The sequence below is a fragment of the Ktedonobacter sp. SOSP1-52 genome (genome assembly GCF_016587395.1).
This window is the reverse complement of sequence record NZ_BNJH01000003.1, coordinates 300,144-315,114: the sequence shown is the minus strand read 5'-3', so window position 1 is coordinate 315,114 and position 14,971 is coordinate 300,144. Positions and strand designations below refer to the sequence as shown.

General features: G+C 57.4%; 7 protein-coding genes. 2 read left to right on the top strand and 5 right to left on the bottom strand.

The genetic code is table 11. The features are described from left to right. Positions 1-24 precede the first annotated feature (24 nt). Positions 25-5,265: a type I polyketide synthase gene (locus tag JMJ16_RS26935; protein WP_201386630.1), complete on the bottom strand. Its 5,241-nt coding sequence runs from the start codon at positions 5,263-5,265 to the stop codon at positions 25-27. Between the two features lie 626 nt (positions 5,266-5,891). Beyond that, positions 5,892-9,173 carry a S41 family peptidase gene (locus JMJ16_RS26930; RefSeq protein WP_201386629.1) on the bottom strand — a complete coding sequence of 1,094 codons (3,282 nt, stop codon included), beginning with the start codon at positions 9,171-9,173 and terminating at the stop codon, positions 5,892-5,894. Between the two features lie 282 nt (positions 9,174-9,455). Between JMJ16_RS26930 and JMJ16_RS26925 the strand changes: the two genes are divergently transcribed. After that, positions 9,456-10,010 (top strand): hypothetical protein, encoded by a 555-nt coding sequence (locus JMJ16_RS26925; protein WP_201386628.1) that lies wholly within the window; start codon positions 9,456-9,458, stop codon positions 10,008-10,010. A gap of 31 nt (positions 10,011-10,041) precedes the next feature. Here the strand turns inward: JMJ16_RS26925 and JMJ16_RS26920 are convergent, their stop codons facing one another. Next, a complete protein-coding gene (locus JMJ16_RS26920; RefSeq protein WP_201386627.1) occupies positions 10,042-11,694 on the bottom strand; it encodes a M20/M25/M40 family metallo-hydrolase in 1,653 nt (550 codons plus the stop codon). Positions 11,695-12,274: 580 nt separating this feature from the next. After that, entirely contained in the window at positions 12,275-13,039 is a 765-nt protein-coding gene (locus tag JMJ16_RS26915; protein WP_201386626.1) for a 4'-phosphopantetheinyl transferase superfamily protein, read from the bottom strand. 264 nt (positions 13,040-13,303) lie between these two features. Between JMJ16_RS26915 and JMJ16_RS26910 the strand changes: the two genes are divergently transcribed. After that, positions 13,304-13,948, top strand: coding sequence for a sigma-70 family RNA polymerase sigma factor (locus tag JMJ16_RS26910; RefSeq protein WP_201386620.1), 645 nt, complete (start codon positions 13,304-13,306; stop codon positions 13,946-13,948). Between the two features lie 29 nt (positions 13,949-13,977). Here the strand turns inward: JMJ16_RS26910 and JMJ16_RS26905 are convergent, their stop codons facing one another. Next, positions 13,978-14,754: an enoyl-CoA hydratase-related protein gene (locus tag JMJ16_RS26905; protein WP_201386617.1), complete on the bottom strand. Its 777-nt coding sequence runs from the start codon at positions 14,752-14,754 to the stop codon at positions 13,978-13,980. Between the last annotated feature and the right edge of the window lie 217 nt (positions 14,755-14,971).

The following is a 14,971-nucleotide window of genomic DNA, read 5'->3' as shown; positions in this document are numbered from 1 at the left end:
GGTGGGACATCCTTCCTGTTCAACTTACCTGGTCACAGCCTCAGCAACTGGTCGTTCAACCGCGCTGGTGATCTTGCCAGACGCGTGTAGTGTCCAGTCCTGGCGAGGTTGATTGGGGAGACCGGCGGCATGACTATAGACATGGAACACGGCCTGCTCTGGCGCCGTGGCGGAGAGCACCACCTGAACCTTTTGCGCCCCCTGCTCCGGCACGATCAACAGCTTCTTGAGCTCGATCTCGGCCAGGGTATGTGGACCTGCACCAAAGGCTTCAAGTGCAGCAGCCAGGGCCATCTCAATGTAGAGCGAGACCGGAGCCGCTATCGCCCCCTGGATGCGGTGTCCGCTCAGGAAAGACAGGCTGCGTGGGTCCAGGACACTCTCCCAGACATGCGTGCCAGCTGGATAAACCAGCTCAGTATGCGCACGGAGCAGGGGATGTCCCGCCAGAAACGCTTCTTGCGCAACAACTGGCTCAGATGCTGGTGCCTGCTGAGCCGGGCGACTGGCGGGAAGCTCCAGCCAGAAACGCTCACGCTCAAAGGGGTAGGTAGGCAGCGGAACGCGCTGGCGCGTATAGTCGCCTTCGAAACCGCTCCAATCGATGGCCGCGCCCTGCGTATAGAGCGCTGCAATACTCTGAGCCAAGATGCGCCAATCATCTTGCCCCTTGCGCAACGAGGTCAGCCAGGTCGCCTCTGCATCTGGAAGGCAGCGTTTACCCATATTGCCAAGCACCGCGTTCGGTCCCAGTTCCAGGAAGAGCGTATAGCCCTGAGCCGCCAGGGTCAGCATTCCGGCGTTAAACTGCACGGCACCGCGCACATGCCGTCGCCAGTAGCCAGCATCAAGCACCCCGCCAACTGGCAGGAGCTCGCCCGTCAGGTTACTCACCAGTGGGATACGTAGCGGACTGGCGTGGACCTCGCCCGCGGCACGCTCAAAGGCGTCAAGCATTGGCTCCATCACTGGCGAGTGGAAGGCATGTGAGACCGTCATAGGATGCGTCTTCAAGCCATCCTGCTCCAGGCGAGCAACAATGGCTGCAAGCGCCTCGCCTCGACCAGAGAGCACCGTATTGGAGGGGCCATTGATGGCAGCGATAGAGACCTGCTCGCGATACGGCTCTAAATACGACTCAAGCCGTTCAGGGGCGGCAAAAACGACCACCATCTGGCCACGTTCGGGCAGCGCCTGCATCAGGCGACCACGCGTCGCAATCAGCTTCAGGCTATCCTCCAGGCTCAAGGCGTCCGCGACACAGGCGGCGACATACTCGCCCACACTATGGCCCATGACGACATCAGGTACGATGCCCCAGGAGCGCCACAGTTCGGCGAGCGCGTACTCCAGGGCGAAGAGCGCAGGCTGCGTAAAGGCGGTCTCCTCCAGCGGCGAGGCGGTCTCCTCGTCAGGATAGAGCACCGAGAGCAGCGGCTGCGAGAGATGCTCCCGTAAAATCTGATCACAGCGATCTAGTGCTGCGCGGAAGGTAGGCTGCGTCTCATAGAGGGAACGCGCCATGCCTACATACTGTGATCCCTGGCCCGTAAAGAGGAAGGCAATCTGTGGACGGCTGCCCTGTGCTACGCGACCAGTCGCACCATCCGTGATGGCTTGGCCCGCGGCAAAGGCTGAAAGCTGCGCGCTGAGTTGCTCACGAGAGGTAGCTACCAGGGCCAGGCGTTGGGCAAAATGCATACGTCCCGTCGCGGCAGTATAGCAGATATCCGCCAGCGAAGTAGCAGGCTCCTCTTTCAAGAAGGTAGCATAGCTTCCAGCCAGTTCTTTCAGGGCGCGCTCATTGCGCGCTGAGAGGGGCAGGATATGCGCGCCACGCTCAACGGCATTGGCCGCAGGCTCCTGGGCGGGAGCGCCCTCCAGCACCACATGCACATTGGTGCCACCAAAGCCAAAGGCGCTTACACCAGCCAGGCGTTGCTGTGCCTCCGGCCAGGGCGTACGCTGCGTCGGGATAGCAAACGTCGTGCCCTTAAACGAGATATGCTCGTTCAGTTGCTGGAAGTGCAGATGCGGCGGGATCTCGCCATGATGCAGGCTCAGCACAGTCTTGATCAGGCCAGCGATGCCTGCCGCGGCCTCCAAATGCCCAATGTTGGTCTTGACCGATCCAATAATACACAGCTGGTCTCCAGTTCGCTGCTCCATCAACACATTTTTGAGCGAGTCGACCTCGATGGGGTCACCCAGGGGCGTACTCGATCCATGCGTTTCGATATAATTGATCTGCCCAGGCGTGACGCCCGCGTTGCGCAGAGCCTGGCGAATGACGGCCTCCTGCGAAGGGCCATTGGGCGCGGTCAGGCCATTGCTGCGTCCATCCTGGTTGACCGCTGAACCGCGAATCAGGGCCAGAATGTTATCGCCATCGCGCTGGGCCGCTGAGAGCGGCTTGAGCACAACGACGCCACAGCCCTCACCACGGACATAGCCATCCGCCGCGTTATCAAAGGTGCGACAGCGCCCATGCTCGGACATCATATGCGCCTGCGAGAATGTAATGGTCAGTTCAGGCGTGAGAATCAGATTGACGCCCGCCGCCAGGGCCACCTCGGACTCTCCAGTACGCAGGCTCTGGCAGGCCAGGTGCACCGCCACCAGCGACGAAGAGCAGGCCGTATCGATGGCCATACTGGGTCCACGCAGGTCCAGCAGGTACGAGAGGCGGTTGGCCACAATACTATGAGCATTACCAGTACCTGTATAAGCATCCAGCAAAGTGGGATCGCTAAATTGCAGGCGCGCGTAGTCGTTGCTGCTTACGCCCACAAAGACACCCGTCTGGGTGTTTGCCAGGCGCTCGGCGGGAATACCGGCGTTTTCCAGGGCCTCCCAGGCCACCTCAAGCAGGATACGCTGCTGGGGGTCCATAGCGGTCGCCTCGCGCGGCGAGATACCGAAGAAATAAGGGTCAAACTTGTCGACCTCTTTGAGGAAGCCACCCCAGCGCGTATTCATCTTGCCAGGAACGGCGCGCTCCGCCACGTAGTACTCGTCAACGTCCCAGCGCGAAGCTGGCACCTCGGAGATCCCATCGATACCCTCGCGCAAGAGCTGCCAGAAGTCAGCAGGCCCTTCCGCACCAGGGAAGCGACAGCCAATACCTACAATCGCGATGGGTTCCTGTGCACGCTCACGTGTTTCGGCAGGCTGAATCTCTTCACGTGTCTGCGGCTTCTCATCTCCCGCTAGGTGCCGGGCCAGGGCCGCGATATTGGGATAATCATAGGCCACGGTTGGTGAGAGTTCACGCCCTAGCCAATCCTCCAGATCCGCCGAGAGAGTCACGGCATGCACAGAATCCATGCCGTACTGCGCGAAGGGCGTCTGGGCATCGACCGCCTCAGGGCGGAGGTTAAGCAGCGAGGCCACCTGAGTACGCAGCCAAGCTTCGATCTCCACAGCACGTTTTGTGGGAGCCGAGAGAGGCTCGGTCTCGCGCATCTCGGAAACGCCAGGAGCAGTCTCGCTCACCTGGGGAGCCTCTGATGGCAGTTCCAGCGTCCAACGTGCCACGATGTCGAGTTCATTCGCGAGCAGGCTCTCACGTGTGGTTCGGCGTTGCACCTTCCCGCTGGAGGTCTTAGGCAGGGTGCCGGTCTTGAGCAATACGATCTCATAGACCTGAAGATCATGACCTTCGGCAATAGCCTGGCGCAGCGTAGTAAAGATCTCTGCGGGATCTTTTTTGAGATACTGGCGCTCGATCTCAGTCACGATCACCAGGCGCTCCTCGCCCACGGCCACCAATGAGAAGGCCGCGCTACCATTGGTGCGCATGGCTGGGTGTGCGTGTTCAACGGTCTTCTCAATATCCTGGGGATAATGGTTGCTGCCACGAATAATGATCAGATCCTTCAAACGGCCAGTGATAAAGAGCTCATCTTCATGCATAAAGGCCAGGTCACCGGTACGCAGGAAGGGGCCTTCGCCATTGGCGAGATGGGCCTGAAAAACCTGTGCCGTCTCCTCTGGACGCTGCCAGTAGCCCTGAGCCACGCTAGGACCAGAGATCCAGATCTCACCAACGCGCTCAGGCGGTAGCTCAGTGAAGGTTTCAGGATCCACGATCAGGAGGCGCTGCATAGGCAGGCTATTGCCGATACTAACCAGGGTGCGGCTATGTTTCTCCTCAGACGCCACTTCCTGAGCCTGGTTTTGCTCCAGGGCCTCGCCCGAAAAGGAGCGCACCAGCGGGTAAACTCCCTTGCGTCCAGCCGAGGCCACCAGCGTCGCCTCAGCCAACCCATAGCAGGGATAGAAATAATTGCGTCGGAAACCAGTGGAGGCAAAGGCCTCGGCGAAGCGCTCCATTGATTCTGAGCGTACCGGTTCCGCACCATTGGCGACGATCTCCCAGTGGCTGAGATCAAGCGTGGCCTTCTGCTCATCAGAAATTTTGCTGACACAGAGGTCATAGGCAAAGTTAGGGGCACCACTGATCGTGGCCTTATACTGAGATACAGCCCGCAGCCAGCGAATGGGGCGCTGTAAGAAGGCGGCTGGCGACATGATTGTCGACGCATAGCCCGCGTAGAGCGGCTGCAAGATGCCGCCAATCAGACCCAGGTCATGGTAGAGGGGCAGCCAGGTGACGCCATGCGCATCGTCGGGATGCTGACAATACTGCTCAACCAGCACAGAGTTCTGAAGCAGATTATCATGCGTAACCATCACGCCTTTGGGCAGGCCAGTCGAGCCAGAGGTATACTGGAAGAAGGCCAGCGTCTCGCCATTCACCGAAGGCTTTGACCACTGTTGAGCCAGATCGGTTGATAGGGTGTCAGTTGAGACCACAGGAATATGCTGCAATTCTGGTGACTGATCTAGCAGGCCCTGGACGCGGGCGGAGAGAGCAGTAGTGGTCAAAATGACAGCGGGTTGTACATTCTGGGCAATGGCCCGGAACTTGGAAAGGGTGCGGTCGGAGCGAGTGGCGGACGGAGGATAGACTGGAACAGCGATAATTCCACTATAGAGGCAACCAAAGAATGCGGCGATAAACTCCAGTCCAGAGGGATAGATCAATAAGGCACGCGCTCCACTCGCGGCATGGGATTGGAGGAGTGAACCAATTGTTCGGGCGTAGAGATCAAGATCGGCGTGGGTAAAATGCCCCTTCTCGTTCTCCCCATCGGCAAGGAATGAGTAGACCCGCTGCTCAGGCTGATGCTCGACTCTCCATTGAAGCAAATCAACCCAGTTGGCAATATCCAGCGTTGAAATTGAAATACGTTTACTCAAGGTTTAATGCTTCCTGGCAAGAAGACAACTCCTGACTTCTTGCTACTATACTAGGAATATAAGCAATAAGAACACGTTTCACGCTTCGTCTGAGTTAGGGGTACAAAGCTCTTGAGCGAAAAGATCAGGAACAGGCAGGCCCCCTTTCTTGCTTGCGCCAGACCAGCCTGGCGACAGGTCATGCCGTTCGCCTTCGGTGTATAGTGCATACTTTTCACTACTCGTGTAAAGCGTATGCAGCCAACTCTAGAAGGCAAGAATAGGTAAACGCTATATATAATATATATAGCCAAAAATGGCAATACTAACAACAATGTTATAATCGTATCACGGACAGGTCAACAGTGCCAATACACAAGAAACAGGTATTTGGCACTGTGATTCTTGAAGCGTAATAGTGCTTTGTTGTTCTTCAGTGTACCACATCCTACCACCAAAAAAACGCCGTTTCGCTCCTTTATTTTGGGTATAAGAAAAACCTCTGCCATCGCGTCGCGCTTTTATATAGAGAGGAAAGGGAGGAGCCAGTATGGCACGACGCTACTGGCGTACGCGTCTACTTCCGGAAGTAGACGCGTACGCCAGTAGCGTCGGTCAGGAGTGTTTGCGTCCTGCTATAAGCTCTATTAAAGCTGGAGAGAACGGCTTAAACGCGGACGCTCGTCAGGCTGGGGCTCGAGCGTCTCGAACTCGTCGATCACGCGCAGCACTTCAGATACCGCGCGCTCAAGCTGCGGATCTTCCTGCCGGGCAAAGTCTTGAGGCGCGATATCCACCTCGATATCGGGATCAGTGCCATAGTTCTCGACATTCCAACCCACATCCTTGAACCAGAAGGAGAACTCGGCCTGGGTCGTCACGGTATTGTCGACCAGGCGGTGACGAGGATGAATACCAATCACGCCTCCCCAGGTACGTTTGCCTAGCAATGGGCCAAGCCCCATCAACTTAAAACTATGGCTGAAGATGTCACCATCGGAGCCAGCATACTCGTTTGTCAGGGCCACCATGGGGCCACGAGGGGAGGTCTGGGGATAGGGATCTGGCTGTCCCCAGCGCTGGAAGTCATAGCCAATGCGACGACGCGCCAGCTTCTCTAAGAGCAGGCCAGAGACGTTGCCGCCACCATTCCAGCGTACATCCACTAGCAAGCCGGGAGCGTCATACTCCGCCAGGAAGCTACGGTGGAACTCGGAGAAGCCATGTGTACCCATATCGGGAATATGGATATAGCCGACCTTGCCATCTGACAGTTCATGGACACGGCGGCGGTTCTCCTCCACCCATTCGCGATAGCGCGCAGGATACTCGCTACGCAAGGTCTTCACAGTAACGGTACGGATCTCCTGCGTCTCCGCATCCTCTATGATCAACTGCACCTCGTGCCGGGCCTGGTTCACGAGCAGTTCCTGCGGCGTGCGCTCGGAGTTCACGCGCTGGCCATTGATCGCCAGGACGGCATCGCCAACTGCGACCTCCAGCCCCGGCAGGGTCAGTGGCGAGGTCTCATGGCTATTGGCGATATCGCCCTTGACAATGCGCGTAATGAGATAGCGCTGCTTCTCCGCGTCATACGACCAGTCAACGCCCAGGAAACCCTGGTGATAGTGAGGCGCTTTGCGATACTCGCCCCCCATCTCATAGGAATGGGAGGTACCCAGCTCGCCTTGCAGCTCCCAGAAGAGATCCGAGAGCTCTGAGCGAGAACTGACACGCTCGACCAGGGGCGCGTACTGCTCATACACAGCCTGCCAGTCGATACCAGACATATCCTCGTTCCAGAACTGCTCACGCTGCAAACGCCAGGCCTCGGCGAACATCTGGCGCCACTCAGCGGCGGGCAGAACAGAGACCTTGATGCGGTTCAGGTCCAACCAGCCAGTCTCACGATTGGAGGCGCCATTCTCCGTCTTAGGCTTCTCGCCTGCTTTTACCACGCGCATGCGATGGTGCGAGCGGTAGATCAACGTTTTCGCGTCACGCGAGAGGTCGAATCCGCCCACGCCCTCTAGAATTTTCTCTGTCTTGTAGTTCTCGAAGTCGTAACTCTCAATAATACCCTTGGGATGGGCGTGGTCCGGCTCATCGGGAATGGTGTTCTCCATTGGCCAGGAAGAGAAGAGGGCCTTGCCTTTGATGCCACGAATGGCGGTATAGCGTCCCTCACCCACGGGGAAGGGTAGCACACGCTCACGAATCCCTTCCAGGTCAATGGTGATTGGTTTCTTCTCCTCGCCCTCTTTGGCCTTCTCGCCATTGCTTTTCTCGTTCAGCGTGCCATTCTCCTGCGCCTTGCCGTCTGGCGTCGAGCCATTCTCTTCGGACTTTGCGTTCGCGGATGACTCTTTCTCGCCAGGGGCTTTGGGCTCGGGAATGAAGGGTGAACGCTGGTCACGTTTGAGCATGATCGCGTAAGGCTTAGAGCCACGGGGGAAACTATACTCAAACTGGTGGCTATCGTGCTGGGGCGTAAAGTGGCGAGCACCGATAAAGTAGAGGCACTTCCCCTCGGGATCAAAGGCAGGGGAGACATCCTCCAGAATGGGATCGGTCACCTGGTGTGTGGCGCCACTCTCCAGTTCACAGAGCTTGATGGCGGTTTTCTGGCCCGAGATGGCGAAGCCGTACGCCAGCCACTTGCCATCCGGTGACCAGGAGATGCCCGCGATACGCGCATACTCACTGCGATCAAGCACACGCAAGCTACCAGTCTCCAGGTCGACCACGAGCAATTCCTGACGATGATTGGTGATCGCCACCACGTCATCGGTTGGGGAGACAGCTAGATTCACCGCGCGACCAAACTCAGCCTCAGCTAATACGCGTGGCTCGCTCGCATCTTCAGGATTGAAGATTACCAGGCGTTCCTCGCCCGTGGCGTCGCTGACCGCAACCAGGCGCTGACCATCATTCAGCCACTCCAGGAAGCGATAACGCACACCGTCTGGCTCACCATGCTGGAGGACCGATCCCTCCCAGTTTCCCATCGTAAAGGCCTTGCCGCGCGTCGTAAAGGCAGCGGCATAGCCCTGGGGATGCAGGGCATAGGTATCCAGGTAATGGCTAGCTGTAGCGAACTTGCGATTGCGCTGAGTACGCATACTTGGCATCTGCACGCTCACCTGGCGCGTCTCCTCCGTCTGAGGATCAAACAGGTAGAGATCAGCTCCCGCGTGATAGACTAGGCGCTGGCCGTCGCTTGCTAGGCTGCGCGCATAGAAATCATGATGAGTGGTGTGTCTGCGCAGATCCTCACCAGCAGGCGTACAGGAATAGATGTTGCCGACGCCCTCATGGTCCGACTGGAAATAGATACGCTCACCAACCCAGCAAGGATCAGCGAGATTGCCATCGAGGGCGAGCAGGCGTTTGAAAGTACCATTGCCCTCCACATCGCACCAGAGATGCCCAACCGTGCCGCCACGGTAGCGCTTCCAGTATGCAGGTTCACGGATATTGCGCCCCAGGACGACACCGCCTTGTGAGCCATAAGAAATAGCATTCGCCATACCATACGAGAGAGCGCGTGGCAGGCCACCCTCGGGCGAAATCGCAAAGATTGTCTGGAAGCGAGGCGTAAACTGTCCGGCGTTACTGGCGTAGAGGATCTCGTGACCATCAGGCGACCAGCCAAGCACGCGGCAGGTGGCTCCCTGGAACGTCAGGCGACGCGCAGGCTCGCCCGTCGCAGACATTACATAGACCTCGCTGGGACCCTCCTCGCGGCCCACAAAGGCGAGAAACTTGCCATCGGGGGAGAAACGTGGATGGCTGACCTCGCCGACACCGGCGGTCCAGCGTTCGGCCCGCCCACCTTCGTCACGAACAACCCATAAATCATCTTCAGTCACAAACACAATCTGGTCTTGAAAAATGTGGGGATAGCGAATATATCCTTGAACTGGCATACGACCTCCTTCCAACTTATGCACACTTATCAATATGGGGCATGCCGCAGAAGCACCGGGAGAAAGCTGCGGTCAAAGAGAATGGCGCGCAAGTAGAACCGTGCACATTGTATCACAGCCATATCCTCTGTTCCAACGCGTACCAGGCTGCTCTCCAGGTCTCCATCTCGGTTCGCAAGCTCGCCTCATTTGAACTTTCAAGGCCGATTCTCTATAATACAGGGGCCTACATACCAGTACAAAAAACGCAACTCATCGTCATCCAGAAAGGACTCTTCCCTCATGCTTACACGACCTGAGTCTCGCAGCTATCTTATTGCCAGCCTTGGCGCGCTCATCGCCGCCTTCACATTTCTCTTCCTGCCCTTTGGTGCCATTAGCTATCAAATGGCGGGCAGCCAGCGGGGCATTACCATCACGGCTGGAGACTTTACCAGCAATGGCGCCTGGTTCACCCTCCCCCTGGGCGTGGTCTGGCTCAGCGTGCTCCTCCTGCTCGCCATCATTGGTATCGTGCTCTACACGCTGACACAGAATACCAAGTCCAATACATCTGAAGAGATCTATCATTCACGCTGGGCGGGCGAAATCATTACGACGCTTGGCGTCGCCAGCCTGGTCCTCTACCTCTGGTCCTATTTCCTGGTCATACTCCGCATCCAGGGGGTCTACCCGGCGCAGATGCAGGCGACCGTTAGCCTGGGAATAGGCTCTCTGCTCACCATCTTCTTTATGCTCGTCACAATTGCTGGCGGAGTGCTCACCCTCACCAACAAACGAAAAGCCCGCAAACAAGGAACGGGGCAACTCGCCACGAAAAACAGCGCCCAGGCCTAAACACATTGTAGGGTCCATGCCAGCATGAACCCTACAACTTAAGGCGTTGGGCCAGGACCTGAATGACTTCGTAGAGCATTTGGGGCAGGGCACCAAAGGAGTAGGACATCAAGACGGCCTCGTCGCGCTGGTGCGCACCACGCCCATGCACGCCCCAGTTGAAGACAGGAAGCTGTAGCTGCTGCATCAAGCGCAGCGGCAGGCTATAGGCACCAGGGCGCGACGCCTCATCGTCATCGCGCCAGATCGGCATATTGGCGGTTAAGGCCGTAATATCCATCTGCTCATCGAGCTGAAGGTAACTGATATCGGAGAGGAGAGGGAAGAACTCGCGCCGCGCCAGGTGCTGCTCGGGATGCGTATGCACCACCTCGTCGATGGCCTCGGATAAGAGGCCCGCACTCTCAGGGACATGAGGATAGTAAGGCGGCGCGTAATAGATGACGACCGCAGGACCACGTAGATTGCTCAGCGACCAGAGCCGCTGCACGAGATGCAGCGAGCGCTCGCGCTTATCCAAAGTCGGCGGCAACTGCTGCCAGGCCTCGTCGAGCGCCTGGCGCACGCGCGCCTCGTCCAGGCGACGCACCACCTCCGCATACAGCTCCGCATAACTCAAAATGGTGCCGCGCCGAGGCTCAATGTGCTCGGACTGGCCTGTGTCCCTCCGCCAACGACGCTCTGTCTCATCTACGCGCTGTAAGAGCCGTTCTAGCGCCGTCTGAGCGACCCGGCGCAGGCGTTGTAGTAACTCCTCAGGGCCACTGGTCAGCGTCAGGACGTTGAGGTAGAAATAGGCCGCGAAGGGGAGCTGGACATCATAGTGCTGCTTGAGATCGGTAGCGTGGAGCGTTACTGGAGGAACCGTGCGCTGTCCCTTGCCCGTGTCACATAGCTCGTCATTCAAGCTTAGATCGCGGATCAATTCGGCCATCAGCAGATTGGCGTCCAGACCGGCGAAGGGCGCGCCGACATGCGACTCACGCCCGATACAGAGAAAACTTGGCAGGAGCTTGCCAACCGTACCACCATAGACATAGCGATGTGGATCACCGGGATAGAGCGCGGAGGCATAATCGGTATTGAGCACACCCAAATAGCGCATTTGCTGCTCCTCGCGCCAGCGCACCAGGAAACGCACCGCCTGCAAAACGCCCGCGGACTCGTTCTCTTCGTCGGGAGTCGCTAGCATCAGGACCGAAAATGGGAGCGGATTCTCGTGACTGTTTGCGACCAGGTGGCGCATCAAGGCAATATTGACGGCGACGCCACTCTTCATATCGCCAACACCTCGCCCAAAGAGCCAGTCGCTCCGCTCACCCTCCAGGGTAACATCAGGAGGGAGCAGCTCATCTATATGTCGCGCCAGTTCCGCAGGCTGCAAGGCCAACGGCTCCAGGTCGCCATAATCGGCGGTATCCACAGTGTCAAAATGGCCCAGCAAGATCAGCGTCTCCGGCCCCTGCCCACGCAGGAAGGCATAGACATTCTTGCGCCCATAAGGGTCATCCTGGATCAGATCAAAGCCACTCGCTGTATAGAGCGACTCCAGGCCATCTTTATGTAACAAGGCCAGGATCTCACTGGCAACAACATTCTCCTCTTTGCTGGGGCTGACATCACGAATCGCCACCAGCCGCTCGGTATATGCCTTCACGTCTGCGAACCAATCAAGCCGCTGCATGCCTTACCTCCAATTGGGAGCATTCCCAGATGCTTTTAGAGAAGATAATAGCATAACATCCAGAGAATTTGCGACGCCATCACGGGAAAACATGCGTACTGCATCGCAACAAGAGACGCATTTCGAGTTCCACCTATAGAGAGCGTCGAGTAAGAGAACGGAAGAAAACAGCGCAGCGCGCATCAGTTCTCCGGTATAACTAGAGTGCAAATGATGCATCGTCCCCCCGGTTTCGTAGCGCGTCCGTGTAATGAACCACTCAAGTACTGACAACTGCTCATATCCTTGTCCGTTTTCAGTGTCTTCATATCCGGACACCCTGAGCGCGAAGCGCTAGACACGTGAGTGACGTTGGGTTTCGGAATAAGATCTCGGGGGCGCGTGGTCTCGTCAGCAAGTGGCGGGCCTGGCGAGCCTACACGCCCCTTACAACACGAACGCCAGCAGAAAGGATACCCATTATGTCGCACTATGATGATTAAGCAGATCAGCATAGACCACCCACCCTCATCCTCTTACCAATCAAACAAAGCGAATGGCGGACGACTCTCTCTCGTCCGCCATTCGCTTTGCCCACCTTTTAAAAGAGAGCGTAGTGCCAATCCCAGCAGCGTACAACGCAGGGGCTGGGGCCAGGGCAAACAGCCAGGGCACCAGTGTACGCCTGACCTGGATCGAGCGCGAAGAGGCTCCAGTCGGCTGGCGTACGCTTATCATCCGTGCATGCGAGGAGGGCCGCTGGCTCGCCAGGCTTGAGTGAGACGGTGAAGGAGTCCAGGGGCAACGAGAGGCCCAGACCACGCGCCTTGATATACGCCTCCTTGCGCGTCCAGCAGTTATAAAAAGCCTGAACGCGCTGCTCGGCAGGCAGAGCCAGCAGCGCGGCACACTCATCAGGAGCGAAAAAGTGCCGGGCCAGGCTCTCCAGGTCGCTCTGCGCACGCATGTGCTCCACGTCAACACCTAGAGGCTGAAGCGAGCTAAACGCCAGGAGGATCATGGCGCCTGAGTGAGTAACGTTAAAAGCCAGCCGCACGCCCGGTAGCTCTGGCTTGCCATAGGCATTATAGCGGAAGTTCAGGCTCACTGGTTTCAGTTCTGCCCCATCCTCACCTGCGGCATACCAGGCAAGCAGCAGACGCAAGATACCCCGAGCCGTCACAGAGCATTGCCGATCACGTTCAAAGTGGAAGCGCCGGGCACGTTCGCGCTCCTCTTCGTTGAGCACCTGCCAGAGATCAGCGTAGCGCGCGGGCACCAAGGGCAGGTGTACGCGCCAGATATGTACCTCATTCTGGGTGATAGGTGGCAGAGAAACTGGTCGTTTCCAAACAAGAGCATTCATATTCATACTGTCTTCTCATGAAAAAATATGCGTCTTCAAAGAAAGGGGAAGATGTCCTCTATTTGTCCCCTGTATGCCTCGTATCTACGGTGTTCAATGCGTTCTCTCCATTCTATCATTTACATGGGAAAACAAAACGCACATTGGCCACGCTCCTGAGGGTCAGAGAATAACGGCTCACCAGGCATTCCTGTCCATCAAAGATCCACATAAGCACACCGCGCGGTCCTTGCCATAGAGGAGCATCGATATAAGGAGAAGAGCATGCGTACCTTAAGTAACCCCGAGACATCCGTGGGCATAGGTCTAGACACGATTGAACGCATCCTGGAAGACTACGATAGCTACATCCTAACCCTGGCGCGCCAGGCGGTGATCCGCTCGGCCACGCGAGCCGAGGTCCTGGATATGGAGATCGACGAGATCGCACAAATGACACGTGTCAAGCTATGGCAAACGCTCCAGAAGACCAGGGTGGATAATCTCAAGGCGTACATCAGGCGCATCGCCCACAACGAGGCCATCAATCGCATCCGCCAGCAACATAAGGAGGTCATCCCCCTGCCCATTGATGAGCAAAATGAAGTCAGCCAGGACTACACACCCCTGAGCCAGAGCGAGAGTATACTGGACCCGGTCATGATCTTTGAGCAGAAAGAGGCCATCGCAGAATGCACGCGCAAACTTATCACCCTGGTCATTCAGCTACCACACCGCCAGCAACAGGCAATGATCTGCTCGCTCAAAGAGCGTCACGACGACCCGACGTCGCTCGCGCGCAGCTTTAAGCTGGCTGGAAAAGAGATCGCCAGCTATAACTGGCCCGGTGACAAGGTCGATGAGAACAGGCTGCGCGCCTCGCTCTCCTTTACGCGTAGACGCCTGCGTCGCTACTTCGTGGTCGCGTGATCGCTCATGCGACGCGACCACGCTTGAGGCTACGACCGCTCATCAAACTGGGGTTTGCGCTTCTCCAGGAAGGCGCGCATGCCCTCCTGCGCATCAGGAATTTGCGAGGCGGCCGCCATGACCTCCATAGCATACGAGTAAGCCAGCGGTTGCGGCATCTCCATCTGGGCGTAGAATGCCTGTTTTCCAAGCGCCTTTGAGAAGAAGCTTCCCCGCGTCGCCGCACTTAGCAGGCGGAGCGACTCCTCTTCTAACTGTTCAGGCAGCACCACGCGATTGACCAGGCCCCAATCAGCGGCGGTCTGCGCATCGATGGGATCGCCGGTCAGCAGCATCTCCAGAGCACGCTTGCGCCCGACGTTGCGACTGAGCGCGACCATAGGTGTCGTGCAGAACCAGCCACCCCTACCACCCGGCGTGGCGAACGCGGCCTCCGTCGAGGCCACCGCCAGGTCACAACTCGCCACCAGTTGGCAGCCAGCCGCGGTCGCGATGGCATGCACACGCGCCAGCACAGGCTGAGGAATCTCCTGAAGCGTATTCATCATCGTCGTACAGGTCCGCAATAGTTTGCGCATAAACTCCAGGTCGCCATCGGCCATATCGGCGAAGTCATGGCCAGCGCTAAAGGCGGGGCCGTTCGCGGCCAGGATGACACCACGCGCCGGGCTTTCCCCCACTTCCCGCAGGGCCGTGGTCAGCTCCTGCATACATTTGAGGGAGAGGGCATTGCGCCGCTTTGGATTGTTGAGGATAATGGTCGCGAACTGTTCTTCGTACGCGACCTCAATGAGTTCATAGCTCATTTTAGTGCCTCCTCTTAATAGTACTCCTCAGCACCTATGGTGCTTCGCAGGAATTTGATGTGTGGTGTGATGTGGCAGGATGCCTCTGGCATCCTGCCACATCACACCACACATCAAATTCCAAGGTATTTCTTTGTGTGAAAGAAAGGGACACCACCTGTTTCCCATATTATGCCATATGGAAAACAGGTGGTGTTGTACCTTATCTCAGCCATAT

Bases quoted from the DNA above. Each gene is read 5' to 3' on its own strand.
- JMJ16_RS26915 (WP_201386626.1), bottom strand. From the start codon at position 13,039: ATGAATGCTCTTGTTTGGAAACGACCAGTTTCTCTGCCACCTATCACC.
- JMJ16_RS26925 (WP_201386628.1), top strand. From the start codon at position 9,456: ATGCTTACACGACCTGAGTCTCGCAGCTATCTTATTGCCAGCCTTGGC.
- JMJ16_RS26910 (WP_201386620.1), top strand. From the start codon at position 13,304: ATGCGTACCTTAAGTAACCCCGAGACATCCGTGGGCATAGGTCTAGAC.
- JMJ16_RS26920 (WP_201386627.1), bottom strand. From the start codon at position 11,694: ATGCAGCGGCTTGATTGGTTCGCAGACGTGAAGGCATATACCGAGCGG.
- JMJ16_RS26905 (WP_201386617.1), bottom strand. From the start codon at position 14,754: ATGAGCTATGAACTCATTGAGGTCGCGTACGAAGAACAGTTCGCGACC.
- JMJ16_RS26930 (WP_201386629.1), bottom strand. From the start codon at position 9,173: ATGCCAGTTCAAGGATATATTCGCTATCCCCACATTTTTCAAGACCAG.